This window comes from Pseudarthrobacter sp. S6, from assembly GCF_050156575.1.
GTDB lineage: Bacteria > Actinomycetota > Actinomycetes > Actinomycetales > Micrococcaceae > Arthrobacter.
The window spans coordinates 1,314,707-1,331,615 of sequence record NZ_CP189581.1; the positions used below are offsets into that span (position 1 = coordinate 1,314,707).

Here is a 16,909-nt window from a genome sequence, read left to right on the forward strand (position 1 = left end):
CGCATATGCAACGACTGTTATAAGGATGTGACCTCAGTCACTTATATCCTCCGCAGATTTGCATTAGCTTGAAGTTAAATCAGGAACACCTGATCCAACGCGCACATCCCGGAATGGCCACGCCGGACCGTATGTGTTCTGCGACACACATTTAGTAGTAGTCTCAGGAAACAAATTTCGAAAAGTACGTGTAACTGCCTCGGTCATCCGCAGCAGCTGTCGAGATATTCCGGCTCGGAAGGTTAATAAATGTACCGAAAGAAAGTCATCACCTCGTGGGCGGCGGCGGCCACCCTTACCCTCGCACTCTCGGCCTGTGCCAATCAGGCGGGGCCAACCACGACTGACAGCTCTGGAGCTTCCAACAAGGTCAACATCCCTTCGATCTCCAAGGTGGACGTGCCCAGTGGTGCTGTCCTGCCCAAGGGCGACGGCAAGGCCACCTGCGCTGCAACCACCACGCTGGCTTATGCCGGTGCACAGACAGGGCCAAATGCCCAGCTGGGTATCAACATCTTCAACGGCATCCAGTTGGCCATCAACCAGCACAACACCGCGAATCCCGGCTGCCAGGTCCAGTTCAAGAAGTTCGACACGGAAGGCGACCCGAACAAGGCCACTGGTCCTGTGACCCAGATGGTCAGCGAGGCTGAAATTGTTGGCGTCATCGGCCTCCCGTTCTCGGGTGAGTCGAAGGCTACCGGCAACATTTTCGAGCAAAAGGGTCTTGTCCACATCACGCCTTCGGCGACCAACCCCACCCTGACCGGGAACGGTTGGACAACGTTCTTCCGGGGACTGGGTAACGATGCCGTTCAGGGGCCGGCCGCAGCCAAGTTCCTGACCGGCAAGCTCGGCGCGAAGAAGGTCTACCTCGTCCAGGACGATTCCGATTACGGCATCGGACTGGGTACCTCGACATCAGAGGGACTGGGCACTGCACTGGTAGGGACCGAGAAGGTAACCACCGGGCAAAAGGACTTCTCGGCCGTGATTTCCAAGATCATTAACGCCAAGGCCGATGCCGTGTTCTACTCGGGGTACTACGCTGAGGGCGCACCTTTCGACCAGCAGCTTTCGGCCAAGGGATTCACCGGGACGTTCGTGGCACCTGACGGCGTCAAGGACGATCAGTTCATCAAGCAGGCCGGCGACTCGTCCAACAACGCGTACTTCACGTGCCCGTGTATCCCAGGTGAGCTGATCCCGGACTTCGCTACCGCGTACAAGGCTCTCGCCAACGGCGCAGAGCCCGGAACATATTCAATCGAGGGTTATGACGCGGCAACCGTGCTGCTGTCCGGCATCGATGCGGGCAAGCAAGCGCGTCCGGACCTGCTGTCGTGGGTCAAGTCGTACGACAAGGACGGCCTGAGCAAGCACTACAAGTGGGATGCAAAGGGCGAACTTCAGGCGCCGACTGTTTACGGCTACAAGGTGGAGAACGGCAAGATCGTTCCGATTGGTCCGATCGGCGGTTAGCCGTTCTCTGACAGCAACAGGCTGTGGGGCCAGCTTCTGCCGGCCCCACAGCCTTTTCTGACCTACCGTTTGACAGGATGTCCCAATGCTTCCTCTGCTCGTTCATTTACCGATGGAAAATGACTGGATTTCCTTCGACATTCCATCGCTTATGGAAAACTTCTGGAGCGCAACGTTTGACGGCCTGACGTTTGGCGCAATATATGCCTTGGTGGCTCTCGGCTACACCCTGGTCTACGGTGTTCTGAACCTCATCAACTTTGCGCACTCGGAAGTGTTCATCGTTGGCTGCTACGCAGTCTTCTTCACCCTCAGCAACCTGGGCTTCGGACCATCGGCTCCGAGGCTGGAATTCTGGTCCATCGTCCTGAACCTGGTGCTGGCGCTGGTGGTGGCGATGGTTGCCTCCGCGCTGACCGCTTTCCTGCTGGAGCGCGTGGCCTACAAGCCGCTCCGAAAACGGAACGCTCCCCGGCTGGTCTTCCTGATCACGGCAATCGGCGCTTCCTTCACTATCCAGTACCTGATCTACCTTTGGCGGGGCCCGAGCCCGGAATTGGCACTGACCATGTTCCGGCCTTCCCCGATCTTTGATGTCTTCGGCACCATCGTGGATTCCCAGCAGTTGGTCATCATCATCGCCGCCGTCATCATGATGGTTGCCACCGAGCGTTTCATCAGCAAGTCCAGGACCGGGCGCGGTATCCGTGCAGTGGCCCAGGACCCGGATACGGCCACCCTCATGGGCGTCAACAAAGAGCGGATTATCATCACCACGTTCGTGATCGGCGGCATCCTGGCCGGGGCCGCCGCACTGTTCTACGTCATGAAGATTCCTTCCGGCGTTCAGTACAACGGCGGGTTCGTGCTGGGCATCAAGGCGTTCGCAGCTGCTGTGCTGGGCGGGATCGGCAACGTCCGCGGCGCGCTTCTGGGCGGACTGCTCCTCGGCCTTATCGGCAATTACGGGCAGATCCTGCTCGGCAACTCCCAGTGGACCGACGTCGTCGCGTTCGTCATCCTGGTGCTGGTGCTTCTGCTCCGGCCGCAGGGTATTCTGGGCACCTCCTTGGGAAGGAGCAAAGCATGAGCATGATCGACGGACCAACACCACTTCCGGAGGCCGCAGCTGCCCAGGCAGCGGCCGACCGCGAGGCCGTAAAATCCGGACCCGGAAGCAGCGTGACACCCGAAAGACAGGGCAGGCACGGCATTTTTGGAGCCTGGGGCGACCGCTGGAACGCCTTGTCCCGCCAGCAGCAGTGGGCCTTCCTCATTATCGTGGTGGTCCTGGCCTACCTGCTGCCGGTGATCAATCCACCGATTATCACCACGGAACCCGGAAACAACTTCGCACTCGCCTGCTTCGACATGGCGCGGTTCGCACTCATCGCCGTCGGACTGAACGTGGTAGTCGGCTATGCGGGCCTCCTGGACCTTGGCTACGTGGCCTTTTTCGCCGTGGGTTCCTACTGTGCCGCGATGCTGACCAGCCCGGACTCTCCTTTCCTGCACATCCCCTACCTGTGGACAATCCCCATTGCCATGGCAGTGACCATGTTCTTCGGAGTGGTGCTCGGCGTGCCAACCCTGCGGCTTCGGGGTGACTACCTGGCCATCGTGACGCTTGGATTCGGCGAGATCGTCCGTATTCTGGCAACCATCATCCCCGCCATGAAGGGCCAGGTGGGCTTTCAGAACGTGGGCCACCCGCCGGGAACCGAGGCGGACGGGACTCCGGTTTTCTCGAATTCCAATGGCGTGCCCTGGTATTGGCTCACGCTGACCATCATCATCATCATCACCCTGCTGGTGGGCAACCTGGAACGCAGCCGGGTGGGGCGTGCCTGGATCGCTATCCGCGAAGATGAGGACGCTGCGGAGATCATGGGCGTTCCCACGTTCAAATACAAGGTTTGGGCGTTCGCGATCGGGGCAGCCATCGGTGGCCTCTCAGGCGCTTTGTTTGCCGGGCAGGTGGGCTTCGTGAACAACCAGAAATTTGACGTCACGACGTCTATCCTGTTCCTTGCGGCCGTTGTACTCGGTGGCGCCGGCAACAAGGTCGGCGCGATTCTGGGCGGCGCGATTGTCAGCTACATCCCGCTGAGGTTCACGGCAATCGCAGAGTATAAATACCTCATATTCGGCATAGCACTTGTGTTGATCATGATTTTCCGGTCCCAAGGCCTCCTCCCTGCACGGCAGCGGCTGCTCGCCTACGGCCGGACCGCATACCAAAGGCTGGCTCAAAAGGACATCACCGGACCATCGTCGGCAGGAAAACCGCCGGCCGGGGGCCCGGAGCAGGGCCGCACCCGGAAAGGAGCCCAGGCATGAGCGAGAACAACAGGTTGCCTGGAGCGCATGAGGCAATGGATCCGGCCGACGCGCAGGCCGGTCCAGACGTCGAGGCCATGGCGGAGGCCGGGGTTGAACCCGACCTCGCCGAAAAGGTTGCGCCGGATCGCGATATTTCGGCCAAGGTTGGCGAGAACATCGTTGAGGTCAAGAACCTCACCATCAAGTTCGGTGGTCTGGTGGCACTGGACAACATCAGCTTCAACATCAGGCGCGGCGAAATCCTTGGACTGATTGGACCCAACGGGGCTGGGAAGACCACGTGCTTCAATGCCATGACCGGCGTGTACAAACCAACAAGCGGCCAGGTGGTACTTGAAGGCCAGATCATCAACGGGCTAAAGCAGCACAAGATCACCAGGCTGGGGCTGTCACGGACATTCCAGAACATCCGGCTTTTCGGCGAGATGACTGCCCTGGAAAACGTTGTGGTGGGTCTGGACGCCAGGCACCGGACCAGCGTTGGCGGGGCATTGCTGAGGCTCCCAACCCACGTCCGGGAGGAGAAATCGGCGATCGAGCGTGGAATGGCTTTGCTTGACTTTGTTGGCATCGGTGACCACGCGCACTTCCTGTCGCGCCACTTGCCCTATGGCTACCAGCGCCGTCTGGAGATAGCTCGTGCCCTGGCCACAGATCCCAAGGTTCTGTGCCTGGATGAGCCTGCGGCCGGATTTAATCCGGCTGAGAAGGAAGAACTGATGGCTCTCATCCGCACCATTCGGGACGAAGGCTACACGGTCCTTTTGATTGAGCATGACATGAAGCTGGTGATGGGCGTGACGGACCGGATCGTGGTCCTGGAGTTTGGTAAGAAGATTGCCGATGGCCTGCCACGGGCCATCCGTGAAGACCCGCGGGTTATTGCGGCCTACCTGGGGGAGCCCGAAGATGACGTTGCTTGAAGTCGAAGAGATCTCCGTTTTCTACGGACGTATCCGCGCCATCCGGAACATGTCGTTTTCGGTCAACGAAGGCGAGGTTGTGTCGCTGATCGGCGCGAACGGAGCCGGCAAGACGACCACTATGCGGACAATCTCCGGGATCCTTAATCCTGCCGCCGGCAAAATTACGTTTGCCGGTGAGGACATCACCAAGATGAAGGCCCATGTCAGGGTTGTACGCGGCATCTCGCAGGCTCCGGAGGGGCGCGGAATTTTTCCGGGCATGACCGTGATGGAAAACCTGGACATGGGAACCTTCGGCAGAAAGGACAGGGCCGGAGTGCCGCAGGATCTCGAGCGCGTATTTGACCTGTTCCCCAGACTTAAGGAACGGATCAAGCAATACGGTGGCACCATGTCCGGCGGCGAACAGCAGATGCTGGCGATCGGCCGGGCCTTGATGTCCAATCCGAAACTTCTGCTCCTTGACGAGCCTTCCATGGGGCTGGCACCGCAATTCATCCGCCAGATCTTCAAGATCATCAGGGAGATCAACCAGCAAGGCACAACGGTGCTCATGGTTGAACAGAACGCCAACCAGGCGCTGGCCGGCGCCCATCGCGCGTTTGTCCTAGAGACCGGGGAGATCACGCACAGCGGCACCGGAAAGGAACTCTTGGCCAACCCCGCCATCAAAGAGGCCTATCTGGGGGTTGGCTGAGGAATACCTTGCCGCATCACGGTTAGGTTGCGGCGGCCTGGGTGGGGAACTAATCGCTGCGTGGGTACGTGGAAATTGGTAGCGTGGTTCGTAAGTCACGACTCAACCCTTTACTTGGAGGACACCAGCAATGGCACTTGGCGGAAACCCGATCTTCAACGGAAAGAATTTCCGTGGAGCGACGCAGGCACCGCGTGTCCCGCAGGCGCCCTACGGGCAGGCCCAGTCCGGCCAGCAGCCTTATGGCCAGCGGGCTCCCGGCCAGGTCATGGATCCCCAGAACGGTTGGGGCCAGCAGCAGAACATGACCGATGAGCAGTTGCGCCAGATGTACAACCAGCCGGCAGCCGGACCTGCGGACACCGGCCGCATGACGTTCGACGACGTCATCGTTAAGACCGCATCATGCCTGGGCGTCCTGATGGTCGGCGCCGCAGTCACCCTTTTCGTCAGCATGGGGCTTGCATCAATGCTGATGATCGTCGGTGCACTGGGCGGCTTTGTCCTGGCGCTGGTGAACACCTTCAAGAAGCAGCCGTCACCGGCTTTGATTCTTGCTTATGCCGGACTCGAAGGACTGTTTCTCGGCGGGCTCACACGCATTCTCGACCTGATGTACCCGGGCGTCGGGCTGCAGGCCGTCATCGGTACGCTGTCAGTCTTCGCCGTGACCCTGCTCCTATTCAAGAGCGGCAAGGTCCGGGCCACTCCCAAGGCCATGCGCTTCTTCATGATTGCCACCATCGGCTATGCAGTTTTTGCCATCGTCAACATGGTCATGATGTGGACCGGTGCCGTGGATTCCCCGTTTGGACTGCGCACCAGCGTGCATATCTTCGGTATCCCGCTGGGCGTCTTCATCGGCATCCTGGCCATCGGCCTGGCTGCTTTCTCCCTGATCATGGACTTCACCAGCATCGAAGCCGGCGTGCAGAGCGGCGCCCCGCAGCGCTTCTCCTGGACCGCTGCCTTCGGCCTGACGGTCACGCTGGTGTGGCTCTACGTGGAAATCATCCGGCTGCTCGCCATCCTGCGAGGCGACGACTAGCACCAACGCGGCGTCCGCCGTCGTAATTCTGTCCAATAACAAGAGGGCCCCACCGATGCATTTCGCATCAGGTGGGGCCATCTTTTTTGCGCGTATCCGCGCTAGGAAATGCGCATGGCTCCTGCTGCCGGGGTCACCGTGAAGATGTCAGGGGCCGTGTAGCCGGCGTCTGCGAAGGCACGTACGACGGCGGCACGCACCTGCTGCTCCGACGTCACCGGGGTGAGGGCGATCGCTGCCCCGCCGAAGCCACCGCCGGTCATCCGGGCGCCGATTGCGCCGTTGGCGCGGGAGGTGGCCACCGCCAGATCCAGCTCCGGGCAGGAGATCTCAAAGTCGTCCCGCATGGAAACGTGGCTGGCGTCCAGCAGGGCACCGATGGAAACGGGGCCGGCACTGGCCAGCAGCTCCACGGTCTGCACCACCCGGTCGTTTTCGGTCACGATATGGCGCACGCGCCGGTAGGTGACCTCGTCCAGGAGGCCGGCGGCTTCTTCCAGGTCCTCCAACCGGACGTCACGCAGTGCCTTCACGCCCAGGACCTCGGCCCCCAGTTCGCAGGACGCACGGCGGGAGGCGTAGCCGCCGTCGGAGTGTGAGTGGGAGACCTTGGTGTCGATGACCAGCATCACCAGCCCCGCTGGTTCTGTTTCGAAGGGAACCAGCTGGACGCTTTGGTCGCGGCAATCCAGGAACACGGCATGCCCCTTGGAGCCGCGCAGCGACGCTGACTGGTCCATGATGCCGGTGGGGGCGCCGACAAAGTCGTTCTCGGCGCGCTGCGTGGTGAGGACCATCTCCTCGTGTTCAAGCCCGGCTCCCGTCAGGTCGTTCAGGGCTGAGATGACCGCGCATTCGATGGCGTGCGATGAGGACAGGCCGGCGCCCAGGGGAACGGTGGAATCAAGCAACAGGTCCACGCCCGGAACGGTGATGCCCTGCTGCTGCAACGCCCACATCACACCGAGCGGATACTTCGTCCAGCCCTTGGCGGAAGCCGGGTCCAAAGAGCCGAGGTCGGCGCTGACCATGCCGTGGTCACCATAAGTGGACAGGAGCCGGACCGTAGAGTCCACGCGGACTCCGACGGCCACCCGGGCGGTCTTGTCGATCGCGAACGGGAGCACAAACCCCTCGTTGTAGTCGGTGTGCTCTCCGATGAGGTTCACGCGTCCCGGTGCCTGCCAGACGCCGTCGGGCAGCTTGCCGAACTCCTGCTCGAAGCGGGCGGCCAGATCCGCCATACCGGGCTGTGCTGTGCTCAGGTTCGCCGTCCCGGGTTCCGGCGGGCTGGCCAGCTGGGCAATCAATGGGTCAGGGGAGGCGCTCACGCGTGTGCTCCTTCAGGCAGTGCCCCCAGAGGGGCGGCGGCGGTCGTGTCAGGGAACGGGCTGGACTCGGGGACCACCACGGCACGGAACCGCTCCGCGACACTTTCCGGGGTGGTGTCGTTGATGAAGGCGCCCATAGCGGCCTCGGAGCCAGCCAGGAACTTGAGCTTGTCCGCTGCCCGGCGGGGCGACGTCAGCTGGAGGTGCAGGTAGCTTGCCGGGCGCAGGAGGTCGTCGAGGGGGGCCTGGTGCCAGGCTGATATGTAGGGTGTCGGCGTCGGATACAGCGCATCCAGCCGTTTAAGCAGGTGAAGGTAGACATGCGCCAGTTCATCCCGTTCCTCCCCGCTCAGGGCGGCCAGGTCGGGCACCTGCCGGTGCGGCACCAGGTGGATCTCCAACGGCCAGCGGGCAGCGAACGGTACGTAGGCGCTGAAGTTCTCGCCCTCCATCACCATTCGGCTCCCGTCCTCCCGTTCTGCCCGCAGCAGCGAGCCCGTGAGCGTCTGCCGCCCGTCGGACCCATCGTAGAACTTGCGTGCTGCCGCTCCGATGACCCCTGCGCGGGGCGTGACGTAAGGGTACGCATAGATCTGTCCGTGCGGGTGGTGAAGCGTGACACCGATGTCGGCCCCGCGGTTTTCGAACGGGAACACCTGCTTGATCCCCGGCAGGTTGCTGAGGGCTTCGGTGCGGTGCGCCAACGCCTCTACAACAGTCCGGGCGCGCGCCTCACTTAGGCCGCTGAAGGATCCCGTGTGCTCGGGCGTGTACGCCACTACTTCGCAGCGTCCGTAGGCGGGCCCCGTGGTGCCCCAGGCCGGGGCGGACGGCACAGGTCCCACCGCCGGACCCAGCGACGGGAAGCGGTTTTCAAACACCACAACGTCGTAGTCGGGGGCGGGGATCTCGGAGGGGTTGTTCGGCGTGGTGGGACAGATGGGGCACTGGTCGGCCGGCGGGAGGTGCGTGCGGGACTGCCGGTGGGCTGCGACGGCCACCCACTCGTCGCTGAGGGCATCGAACCGGACCTCGCCGGGCTGACCGCGCTCCGGCAGCGGCCGGTGATCGGTGGTGGTGGACGCTGTGCGGGGCTGGTCGGTTGCGCCGTCGTCGAAGTAGATCAGCTCCCGGCCATCGGCGAGCGTGGTGGTGGTGATACCTGTCATGGCGGGGTTCCTTTGCGTGCTGGTGCCGGCAGATGGCGGGCGTCCGTAGCCTCGATCATCCCACATTTCGCTCAAAAAAGAATAGTTTCACACAAAAGATAACATTTGCGGCAACGGCAGGCCGGCCGTACCCCTGTTACGGTGGTGCTCATGACTTCGAGTGCAACCCCGGACACGGGCATTCCCGCCGGATTCCAGACCTACGCCACCGGCCGGCAGTACGAGCTCCGCCGGGGTGACGCGTTGGCCGTAGTGACGGAGCTTGCCGCCGGCCTGCGGCTGTATAGCCGCGCAGGTGTCCTGCTCACCGAGACCTACGGGGACGATGAGATTTCCCCCGGTGCGGCCGGGATCACTCTCGCGCCCTGGGCAAACAGGGTGGAGGACGGGGTCTGGTACCTCGACGGAAAGAAGCAGCAGCTGGACATCACGGAGGTTTCGCGGAACAACGCCAGCCATGGACTGCTCCGCAACTCCGCCTACAGCCTGGTTGATGAATCGCAATATTCAGTGACCCTCGAGGCGACGGTCTTCCCGCAGCATGGCTACCCGTTCCTGGTGCGGCACCGGGTCCAGTACTTCCTGACTGAGGATCTTGGCTTGGAAGTCCGCCAGACGCTGGTCAACGATTCCAACGCCCCGGCGCCGTTCGTCCTGGGCGCCCACCCATACCTGCGGCTGGGCGATGCGGACGTGGATCACTTGACCCTGACCGTTGCCGCCGATACCCGCCTGGTGGCGGACGAACGCCTGATCCCGCGCAGCTCCGAACCCGTTAGCGGGGACAGTGACTTCCGCAACGGTCAACGGTTGGGGGGCCTCGAGGTCGACGTCGCTTTGACGGACATAACTTTCGACGGCGGGGCGGCCCGCCATGTGCTAAGTGCACCTGACGGCCGCAGAGTGACCTTGTGGCAGGACGAATCCTGCGGCTACGTCCACATCTTCGTGACAACCGAACTGCCTGGGAGGCCCAAGGCGGTGGCCATCGAACCCATGACGGGTCCGGCCAATGCCTTCAACTCCGGTGACGGGCTGCGCTGGCTCCCGGCCGGGGAGGCGTTCACGATGGCCTGGGGGATCGAGGCTGCCCTGGACGGGCCCGGGTAGCCGTTTCGCATAAGGGCCGGTGCTGAGGAAGTATTAGGCTATGACGCCAGACAAGGACGCCGCCCCATCCGATTCATTGCCCACAGGCACGCTGGTTGCTACGGACCGGCCGGTGGAAACTGCCGCCCCGGGCAGCCTGCGGGCGGACCGGGATCTGGAGCAGGACATTCCGTACGGCATCCGGATCGCAGCGTCGTGGGCATGGCGGCTCGGTCTCATCCTGCTGATGGCTGGTGCCCTGGTCTGGCTGTTCAGCCGGATCAGCTTCCTGATCATTCCCGTGATGGTGGCTGCACTGCTGGCCGGGCTGCTGAGCCCCGTGGTGCGCTGGCTTAGCAGGAGGCGGCTGCCAAACGGTGCCGCGGTGGCCATCGCGGTGGTGGGTTTCATCGGAGTGATCGTTGGTGCCCTTGCCCTGGTGGGCCGCCAGCTGACTTCAGGTTTTGGCGAACTGTGGTCCCAGTCGTTGACGGGTGTGAAGCAGATCCAGGACTGGCTGGCCGATGGACCCCTGCACCTCACCGCCGACCAGATCGACCAGTACCTCAAAGAAGCCTCCACCGCACTCCAGGACAACAGCAGCAGCATCCTCAGCGGTGCGTTGTCCTTTGGCAGCACTGCGGGCCACTTCGCCGCGGGAATGGTGCTGGCGCTGTTCATCCTGATCTTCTTCCTGCTCGAAGGCGACAGGATTTGGGCCTTCCTGGTGCGCCTCCTCCCGAAGAAAGCACGTGCGGCAACCTTCGGTGCCGGTCGCAAGGGCTGGGCCTCCATGGTCAGCTACGCACGGATCCAGATGTTTGTTGCGTTTGTTGACGCGGTAGGCATCGGCGCCGGCGCGGCCATCATCGGGGTGCCGCTGGCCCTGCCGTTGAGCGTGCTAGTGTTCATCGGCTCCTTTATCCCGGTGGTCGGTGCTCTGGTGACCGGGGCCATCGCCGTCCTCCTGGCCCTGGTGGCCAACGGTCCGGTCAATGCCCTGATCATGCTGGCTATCGTGCTGTTGGTCCAGCAGCTGGAGAGCCACATCCTCCAACCACTCGTGATGGGCAAGGCCGTGTCACTGCATCCGGTGGCTGTGATCCTCTCCGTGGCCGCGGGTTCGTACCTTGCGGGTATCCCCGGCGCGCTGTTCTCGGTGCCCATCCTCGCCGTAGCAAACTCCGCGATTCGCTACATCGCGGCCAGAACGTGGGAACATGAACAGGTGCTGGCAATCCCCGGTGGGACAGTGACGCCAGGCCTGGACCATGATGACTTCATCAGGGATGTCCGGTTGCCGGGCGGCAGGCCCAAGCGTGGCAAGGACGCCGCAGCCAGCACAGAAGCAGCCAATCCGGACGCCGAGGCCTGAGATGAGCCAAGGCGCCGGAGCCGTATCCGCCCAAGGAGCATAAGTCCGTGAACACCCTTGAAACCCTTCCTGTCACGCTGGACGATGTCCTGGAGGCGCAGAAGCTGCTCGAGGGGATTATTATGCGGACCCCGGTGGAATCGTCACGGGCCCTGGGCGGGTTGGTGGGCGGCGACGTCTTCTTCAAGTGCGAAAACCTGCAGCGGGCGGGATCATTCAAGGTCCGCGGTGCGTATGTCCGCATGGCCAAGCTCTCGGCCGAGGAGAAAAAGCGGGGGGTGGTGGCGGCATCAGCCGGCAACCACGCCCAGGGTGTGGCCGTAGCAGCCAAAAGCCTGGGCATCAAAGCCCGCATCTACATGCCGCTGGGCGTAGCCCTTCCGAAACTGGCGGCCACCCGCAGCCACGGCGCAGAAGTCATCCTCCACGGCCACAACGTGGATGAGGCGCTCGCCGAGGCGCAGCGCTACGCCGACGAATCCGGCATGGTGTTTGTGCACCCCTTTGACAACGTGGATGTGGTGTCCGGCCAGGGAACCATAGGCCTGGAGATTCTTGAGCAGATCCCCAACGTGGACACCATCCTGATGGGAGTGGGCGGCGGCGGGCTGCTGGCCGGAGTCGCTGTAGCCGTCAAGGCCCGGGCCAGGGAACTTGGCCGGGAAATCCGCATCATCGGTGTCCAGGCCGAAAACGCTGCGGCTTATCCGCCGTCACTCGCCGCCGACGCGCTGGTTCCGCTGAAGAAAGTGTCCACCATGGCTGACGGTATCGCCGTGGGTCGGCCCGGACAGCTGCCCTTCAGCATCATCCGTGAGCTCGTGGATGATGTTGTCACGGTCAGCGAGGATTCCCTGGCACGGGCCCTGATCTTCTTGCTGGAACGGGCGAAGATGGTGGTGGAACCCGCCGGGGCGGTGGGGGTGGCCGCCTTGATGGATGGCAAAATCGAAAACCCCGGGACTACGGCCGTGATCCTGTCCGGCGGCAACATCGATCCGATGCTGATGCTTAAAGTCATCCAGCGGGGCCTGTCCGCCGCCGGGCGCTACATGACAGTTCGGATGATGCTGGATGACCGGCCGGGCTCGCTGGCCACCATCGCCCGCATCATCGCCGAAAACGATGCGAACGTCACGGGCCTGGACCATACCCGTGTTGGCGGCTCCATCAGCATGGGCGACGTTTCCATCACCGTGAACCTTGAAACCAAGGGCCACGAACATTGTGAGCAGGTCCTCGGCGCCCTCCGTGCCGAGGGCTTCCAGCCCATTGTGGTGCATTAGGAGCAGCCATGCTTGACGCGATGGGGGACGGAAAGCCGCGGAACCGGGAAACCAAAGCCGCGCGAGCTAGAGGAGGGCTGCTGGTGGCCGGCGGCTTTGTGGCCCTACTTTTTGTCATCGAACTGTTCAACATGCTGACCCTGCACGCCCTGAACCGGACCTTCGGGCTCCGGCCGCGGTCCGCTGACGGGTTGCTGGACATCCTGACGTTCCCGCTGCTGCACGCCAATCTGAACCATCTGCTGTCCAATGCCCTCCCCCTGATCGTCTTCGGCTTCCTGGTGTTCCTGTCCGGCGTGCGGGTGTTCCTGACGGCCCTCGGATTCAGCTGGCTCGGCTCCGGGCTGACGGTGTGGCTGATTGGCGACGGCGGCATCACAGTTGGCGCCTCCGGCCTGGTTTTCGGGTTGTTCGCCTTCCTTTTGGTGCGGGGTTTCTTCAACCACAGCTGGCGGCAGATCCTGCTCGCCGTGGTGCTGTTCATGGTTTACGGCGGTATCCTGCTGGGTGTGTTGCCGATCATGGGCAGCTACATCTCCTGGCAGGCGCACCTCGGCGGGGCGGCAGGCGGAGTTGTAGCTGCCCTGTTGCTGCGCCCCAAGCACGCAAAAACGTCGGCCTCCTGAAGGGGACCGACGTTTGGCCAGGCCTGCAAGGCCTGAGGTGCGTTCAGTGTGACGCGTTAGCCTGCATACGGCTTGGCGGAGATGATTTCCACCGCGATGTCCTTGCCGTTCGGCGCAGTGTAACTGAGCTTCGCACCCTCTTTGTGGCCGACGATTGCGGCGCCGAGGGGTGACTTCTCGCTGAACACGTCCAGATCGGAATCGCCGGCGATTTCGCGGGACCCCAGCAGGAATGTCTCTTCGTCGCCGGCGATCAGGGCAACAACGAGCATGCCGGGCTCGACGATGCCGTCGTCAGCGGGGGACTCGCCCACGTGGGCATCTCGCAGGAGTGCGGTCAGCTGGCGGATCCGGGCTTCGATCTTGCCCTGCTCTTCCTTGGCCGCATGGTAGCCGCCGTTTTCCTTCAGGTCGCCCTCTTGCCGGGCAGCTTCAATCTTCTGGACAATCTCCGCACGGCCAGGGCCGGAAAGGTGGTCCAGCTCTGCCTTCAGGCGGTCAAAAGCTTCCTGGGTGAGCCAGGCTGCAGGCGCGCTGTTGGTGGTAGACACGGACTTCTCCTAATGGTCATACATGCAAAAGACCCCGCAACGGTGGCCACTTGTGGAACTCAGCAACCAACTCAGCGGGGTAAAGGTATTGACCCATTGTAGTCAATACTCTGGACATACCCAACCGGGATATTGCGCAGATCACATGGTGCTACGTCCCGGCGCGCGTAATCCAGCAGGCGTCCACGACGCCGGAAACGGACAAGGACTCCGTCCGAAGGGCCACGCGCTGCGAGACTGTCCTTCCGCCGTCGGCCGTTCCGTTAGCTGCTCCCGGCGGGATGTCCACGACTTTCCAACCCACCACGGCGAACTTGGAGTCGAGGGCCTTCACAGCGCACTTGACGGCCGTTTCCGGGTCCCTGGTGACCTGGAAATCAACCTCTGCCGCAGTGGCGTCAATGGTGCTGAAACCGACGTCTTTGAACGTCACGTCCGAGGCAGCGTTCGACGTGGAGACCCAGGCCATAAACCCAACTCCGGCCGCCAGCGCCGCTACGGCGATGCCACGTTTGACCGCCGGCCGGAGGGACGGCTTTTTACTGCCATAACGATTGGCTAGGCTAGTGTCTGCAGGTGGGGACACGGCGGGCTGATCCTGGGTAGTCACCAGTCCAGTTTAGTTCGGTTCCGGCCCATGGCTGTCCGTGGCGGATCCGCACCCTTCTACCGCGCAGCTATTTAGCCTGTCCCGTTATGCAATCCCGTCAGTCCAGTGGCCGTCACAGCAGCCGCAGAAGAATAAGGAGCCGTCCTTCGATGACAGCGTCCACGCATACCCCGGCACCGCTGAGGCTGCTAGCCGTTCATGCGCACCCGGACGACGAGTCCAGCAAGGGCGCGGCGACCATGGCCATGTACGCCGCCTCCGGGGTGGAAGTCATGGTGGCCACCTGCACCGACGGATCCCGCGGCGATATCCAAAACCCTGCCGTGGAGGGTGAGCCGCATCCCAAGCGGGACATGGCAGGGGCGCGCCGGCTGGAGATGGACCAGGCGGCCAGGGTACTTGGCATCGAACAGCGTTGGCTCGGATTCACGGATTCCGGGCTGCCGGAGGGCGACCCCCTGCCGCCGCTGCCCGCAGGATCCTTTGCCGTCCAGCCGCTGGCGCGCGCCGCGGCGCCGCTGGTGCGGCTGGTCCGGGACTTCAAGCCGCAGGTGATCGTCAGCTATGACGAAAACGGAGGATACCCGCACCCGGACCACATCATGGCGCACCGGGTGGCAGTGGAGGCGTTTGCGGCTGCCGGTGACCCGAACAGGTATCCGGACGCCGGTGCCGCCTGGGAACCAAGCAAGCTCTACTACGACAGGGCCTTCAGCCCGGACCGGTTCCGCGCATTGCATTTTGCCCTGGAGGAAGCGGGCCTGCAGTCCCCGTACGCCCAGCGGCTTGCCGCCTGGCTGGAAACGGACGCGGAGGGCCACACGCCGCCGCAGGGTGCCCATGCCACCACCACGCAGATCGACTGCGGCGACTTTTTTGAGGCCCGCGACGACGCCCTCCGCGCCCACCGCACGCAGGTGGATCCGCTGGGGTTCTTCTTTGCCGTCTCGGCCGAGATGCAGCGCCGCGTCTGGCCGTGGGAAGACTACTCCCTGATCGAGTCCAGGGTCCCCGCAGTATTGCCCGAAAAGGACCTTTTCGCCGGGCTAAGATAGAAACGGCAATCTATTCTATGTCGTGTAGAAAAGCAGTGGGCTGGTCCGGGTCCCGCGGACCCGCCTCCGGAATCACCGGCTGGCTGCCCATCAGTTTCCACAGAAGGTTTGAACCGTGCATCACATGCTCCTCGCCCTGACCACCACGCCCTCACCGCTGCCGACGCCCGGCCTGCGTGAAGGCATCTCCGAGGATCAGATCACCCCGGGCCTGTGGGGCTTCATCATGACGGCCTTCTTTGTGCTGGCTACCACGCTGCTGATTGTGGACATGGTCCGCCGCATCCGCCGCGTCCGCTACCGCGCGCAGGTGGAAGAAGAGCGTCAGGCAGCGGCAGCGGCCGCGGACATCGAAGCCGCCGACGACCACGACGGACTCAGTGCTGCCGGGGAGCCGGATGCCGAAGGCGGCGAGGCTGGCCCCGAAAGTAGCGGGCAGGGCCAGCCGGCCGATCGGTCCCGGCCCCGCGACTAAGGCGGACCGACCTCCCGCGCACCCACCGGTTTCCGCCAGTTCACGGTTCCCGTCAGGTCAACTGAGGACTGCGATGGCGATCGCCGTAAAGTGTGCCGCGAATGCCAGGACTGTCAGTGCGTGGAAGAGTTCGTGGAAGCCGAAGTGCTCGTAGCTGAAGTTGGGCTTCTTGAGCGCATAGAACACTGCGCCGGTGATGTATAGGATTCCGCCCACACAGATCAGAATGGCCGCCGGGACGCTGGCCGCGAAGAATTCGGGCAGGTAGAACAGCGATCCGCAGCCAAGCGCAATGTAGATCGGCACGTACAGCCAGCGCGGGGCGTCCGTCCACAGCAGCCTGAACAGCACACCGAGGATGGCCCCGGCCCAGATGACCCAGAGCAGCAGGACTGCCTTGGGTTGCTCCAGGAGCGACCAGGCCAAGGGCGTGTAGCTGCCGGCGATGACCAGCATGATGTTGGTGTGGTCCAAGCGCTTGAGCACTTTCTTCACGCCGGGGGACCAGTTGCCGCGGTGGTAGATGGCACTGATGCCAAATAGCAGGACGCCTGTGAAGGCATAGATTGCCGCGGTGATCTTGCGGTCCGTAGTCGGGGCAAGGACCACCAGGACGATCCCCGCGGCCAGGGCCAGTGGCGCCGTGACGCTGTGGATCCAACCTCGCCACTTGGGCTTGATCATCAGGAGTTCGGCCAGCCGGACGGCGGCGTCATCCAGGGCGCTGTTGCCGTGGTCCGCGAAGGGCGCGCGGGAGCCGTCAGGAGTCTGGCTGTTCATAGGTTCAGAATATCCTCTCTGTACGTAAGTTACTCATGGGTAACGATCATGACGGGTCATCCGGGC

The 16,909-nt window shown here is 63.0% G+C and carries 17 protein-coding genes; 12 read left to right on the plus strand and 5 right to left on the minus strand.

Annotated elements, in window-relative coordinates:
• The first annotated feature begins 249 nt into the window (after positions 1–249).
• From ACQCS0_RS06425 to ACQCS0_RS06450, 6 genes are all read left to right on the plus strand, one after another.
• Positions 250–1,482 (plus strand): branched-chain amino acid ABC transporter substrate-binding protein, encoded by a 1,233-nt coding sequence (locus tag ACQCS0_RS06425; RefSeq protein ID WP_426940111.1) that lies wholly within the window; start codon positions 250–252, stop codon positions 1,480–1,482.
• A gap of 85 nt (positions 1,483–1,567) precedes the next feature.
• Entirely contained in the window at positions 1,568–2,572 is a 1,005-nt protein-coding gene (locus tag ACQCS0_RS06430) for a branched-chain amino acid ABC transporter permease (protein WP_354153938.1), read from the plus strand.
• Positions 2,569–3,822, plus strand: a complete 1,254-nt coding sequence (locus ACQCS0_RS06435; RefSeq protein WP_354153937.1) for a branched-chain amino acid ABC transporter permease — start codon at positions 2,569–2,571, stop codon at positions 3,820–3,822. The genes ACQCS0_RS06430 and ACQCS0_RS06435 overlap by 4 nt, the downstream gene beginning before the upstream one ends.
• A gap of 77 nt (positions 3,823–3,899) precedes the next feature.
• On the plus strand, positions 3,900–4,748 hold the full coding sequence (locus tag ACQCS0_RS06440; RefSeq protein WP_354154212.1) for an ABC transporter ATP-binding protein: 849 nt from the start codon (positions 3,900–3,902) through the stop codon (positions 4,746–4,748).
• Positions 4,735–5,448, plus strand: coding sequence for an ABC transporter ATP-binding protein (locus ACQCS0_RS06445; RefSeq protein ID WP_426939366.1), 714 nt, complete (start codon positions 4,735–4,737; stop codon positions 5,446–5,448). Before ACQCS0_RS06440 ends, ACQCS0_RS06445 begins: the two co-directional genes overlap by 14 nt.
• A gap of 130 nt (positions 5,449–5,578) precedes the next feature.
• Positions 5,579–6,496 carry a Bax inhibitor-1/YccA family membrane protein gene (locus ACQCS0_RS06450; protein WP_354153936.1) on the plus strand — a complete coding sequence of 306 codons (918 nt, stop codon included), beginning with the start codon at positions 5,579–5,581 and terminating at the stop codon, positions 6,494–6,496.
• A gap of 101 nt (positions 6,497–6,597) precedes the next feature.
• Here ACQCS0_RS06450 and galK read toward each other — a convergent pair whose 3' ends face one another.
• Positions 6,598–7,740 carry a galactokinase gene (galK, locus tag ACQCS0_RS06455; RefSeq protein ID WP_354154210.1) on the minus strand — a complete coding sequence of 381 codons (1,143 nt, stop codon included), beginning with the start codon at positions 7,738–7,740 and terminating at the stop codon, positions 6,598–6,600.
• 83 nt (positions 7,741–7,823) lie between these two features.
• A complete protein-coding gene (gene galT / locus ACQCS0_RS06460; protein WP_354153935.1) occupies positions 7,824–8,996 on the minus strand; it encodes a galactose-1-phosphate uridylyltransferase in 1,173 nt (390 codons plus the stop codon).
• 150 nt (positions 8,997–9,146) lie between these two features.
• Between galT and ACQCS0_RS06465 the strand changes: the two genes are divergently transcribed.
• The 4 genes from ACQCS0_RS06465 to ACQCS0_RS06480 are packed head-to-tail and all read left to right on the plus strand — an operon-like array spanning position 9,147 to position 13,372.
• Entirely contained in the window at positions 9,147–10,106 is a 960-nt protein-coding gene (locus tag ACQCS0_RS06465) for an aldose 1-epimerase family protein (RefSeq protein WP_354153934.1), read from the plus strand.
• 40 nt (positions 10,107–10,146) lie between these two features.
• Entirely contained in the window at positions 10,147–11,460 is a 1,314-nt protein-coding gene (locus ACQCS0_RS06470; RefSeq protein ID WP_354153933.1) for an AI-2E family transporter, read from the plus strand.
• A gap of 47 nt (positions 11,461–11,507) precedes the next feature.
• Positions 11,508–12,746 carry a threonine ammonia-lyase gene (gene ilvA, locus ACQCS0_RS06475; protein ID WP_354153932.1) on the plus strand — a complete coding sequence of 413 codons (1,239 nt, stop codon included), beginning with the start codon at positions 11,508–11,510 and terminating at the stop codon, positions 12,744–12,746.
• An 8-nt stretch (positions 12,747–12,754) separates the two neighbouring features.
• Complete coding sequence (locus ACQCS0_RS06480; protein ID WP_354153931.1) at positions 12,755–13,372, plus strand: rhomboid family intramembrane serine protease; 618 nt, start codon at positions 12,755–12,757, stop codon at positions 13,370–13,372.
• Between the two features lie 56 nt (positions 13,373–13,428).
• Here ACQCS0_RS06480 and greA read toward each other — a convergent pair whose 3' ends face one another.
• Together greA and ACQCS0_RS06490 are read right to left on the minus strand one after the other, a co-directional pair.
• A complete protein-coding gene (gene greA, locus ACQCS0_RS06485; RefSeq protein WP_354153930.1) occupies positions 13,429–13,923 on the minus strand; it encodes a transcription elongation factor GreA in 495 nt (164 codons plus the stop codon).
• A 151-nt stretch (positions 13,924–14,074) separates the two neighbouring features.
• Positions 14,075–14,533 carry a DUF4307 domain-containing protein gene (locus ACQCS0_RS06490; protein WP_354153929.1) on the minus strand — a complete coding sequence of 153 codons (459 nt, stop codon included), beginning with the start codon at positions 14,531–14,533 and terminating at the stop codon, positions 14,075–14,077.
• Between the two features lie 149 nt (positions 14,534–14,682).
• Between ACQCS0_RS06490 and mca the strand changes: the two genes are divergently transcribed.
• Together mca and ACQCS0_RS06500 are read left to right on the plus strand one after the other, a co-directional pair.
• Complete coding sequence (mca, locus tag ACQCS0_RS06495) at positions 14,683–15,588, plus strand: mycothiol conjugate amidase Mca (RefSeq protein WP_354153928.1); 906 nt, start codon at positions 14,683–14,685, stop codon at positions 15,586–15,588.
• A gap of 115 nt (positions 15,589–15,703) precedes the next feature.
• A complete protein-coding gene (locus ACQCS0_RS06500) occupies positions 15,704–16,063 on the plus strand; it encodes a hypothetical protein (protein WP_354153927.1) in 360 nt (119 codons plus the stop codon).
• A 57-nt stretch (positions 16,064–16,120) separates the two neighbouring features.
• On the opposite strand, the gene trhA is transcribed toward ACQCS0_RS06500, so the two are convergent.
• A complete protein-coding gene (trhA, locus tag ACQCS0_RS06505; protein ID WP_426939372.1) occupies positions 16,121–16,843 on the minus strand; it encodes a PAQR family membrane homeostasis protein TrhA in 723 nt (240 codons plus the stop codon).
• Positions 16,844–16,909 lie beyond the last annotated feature (66 nt).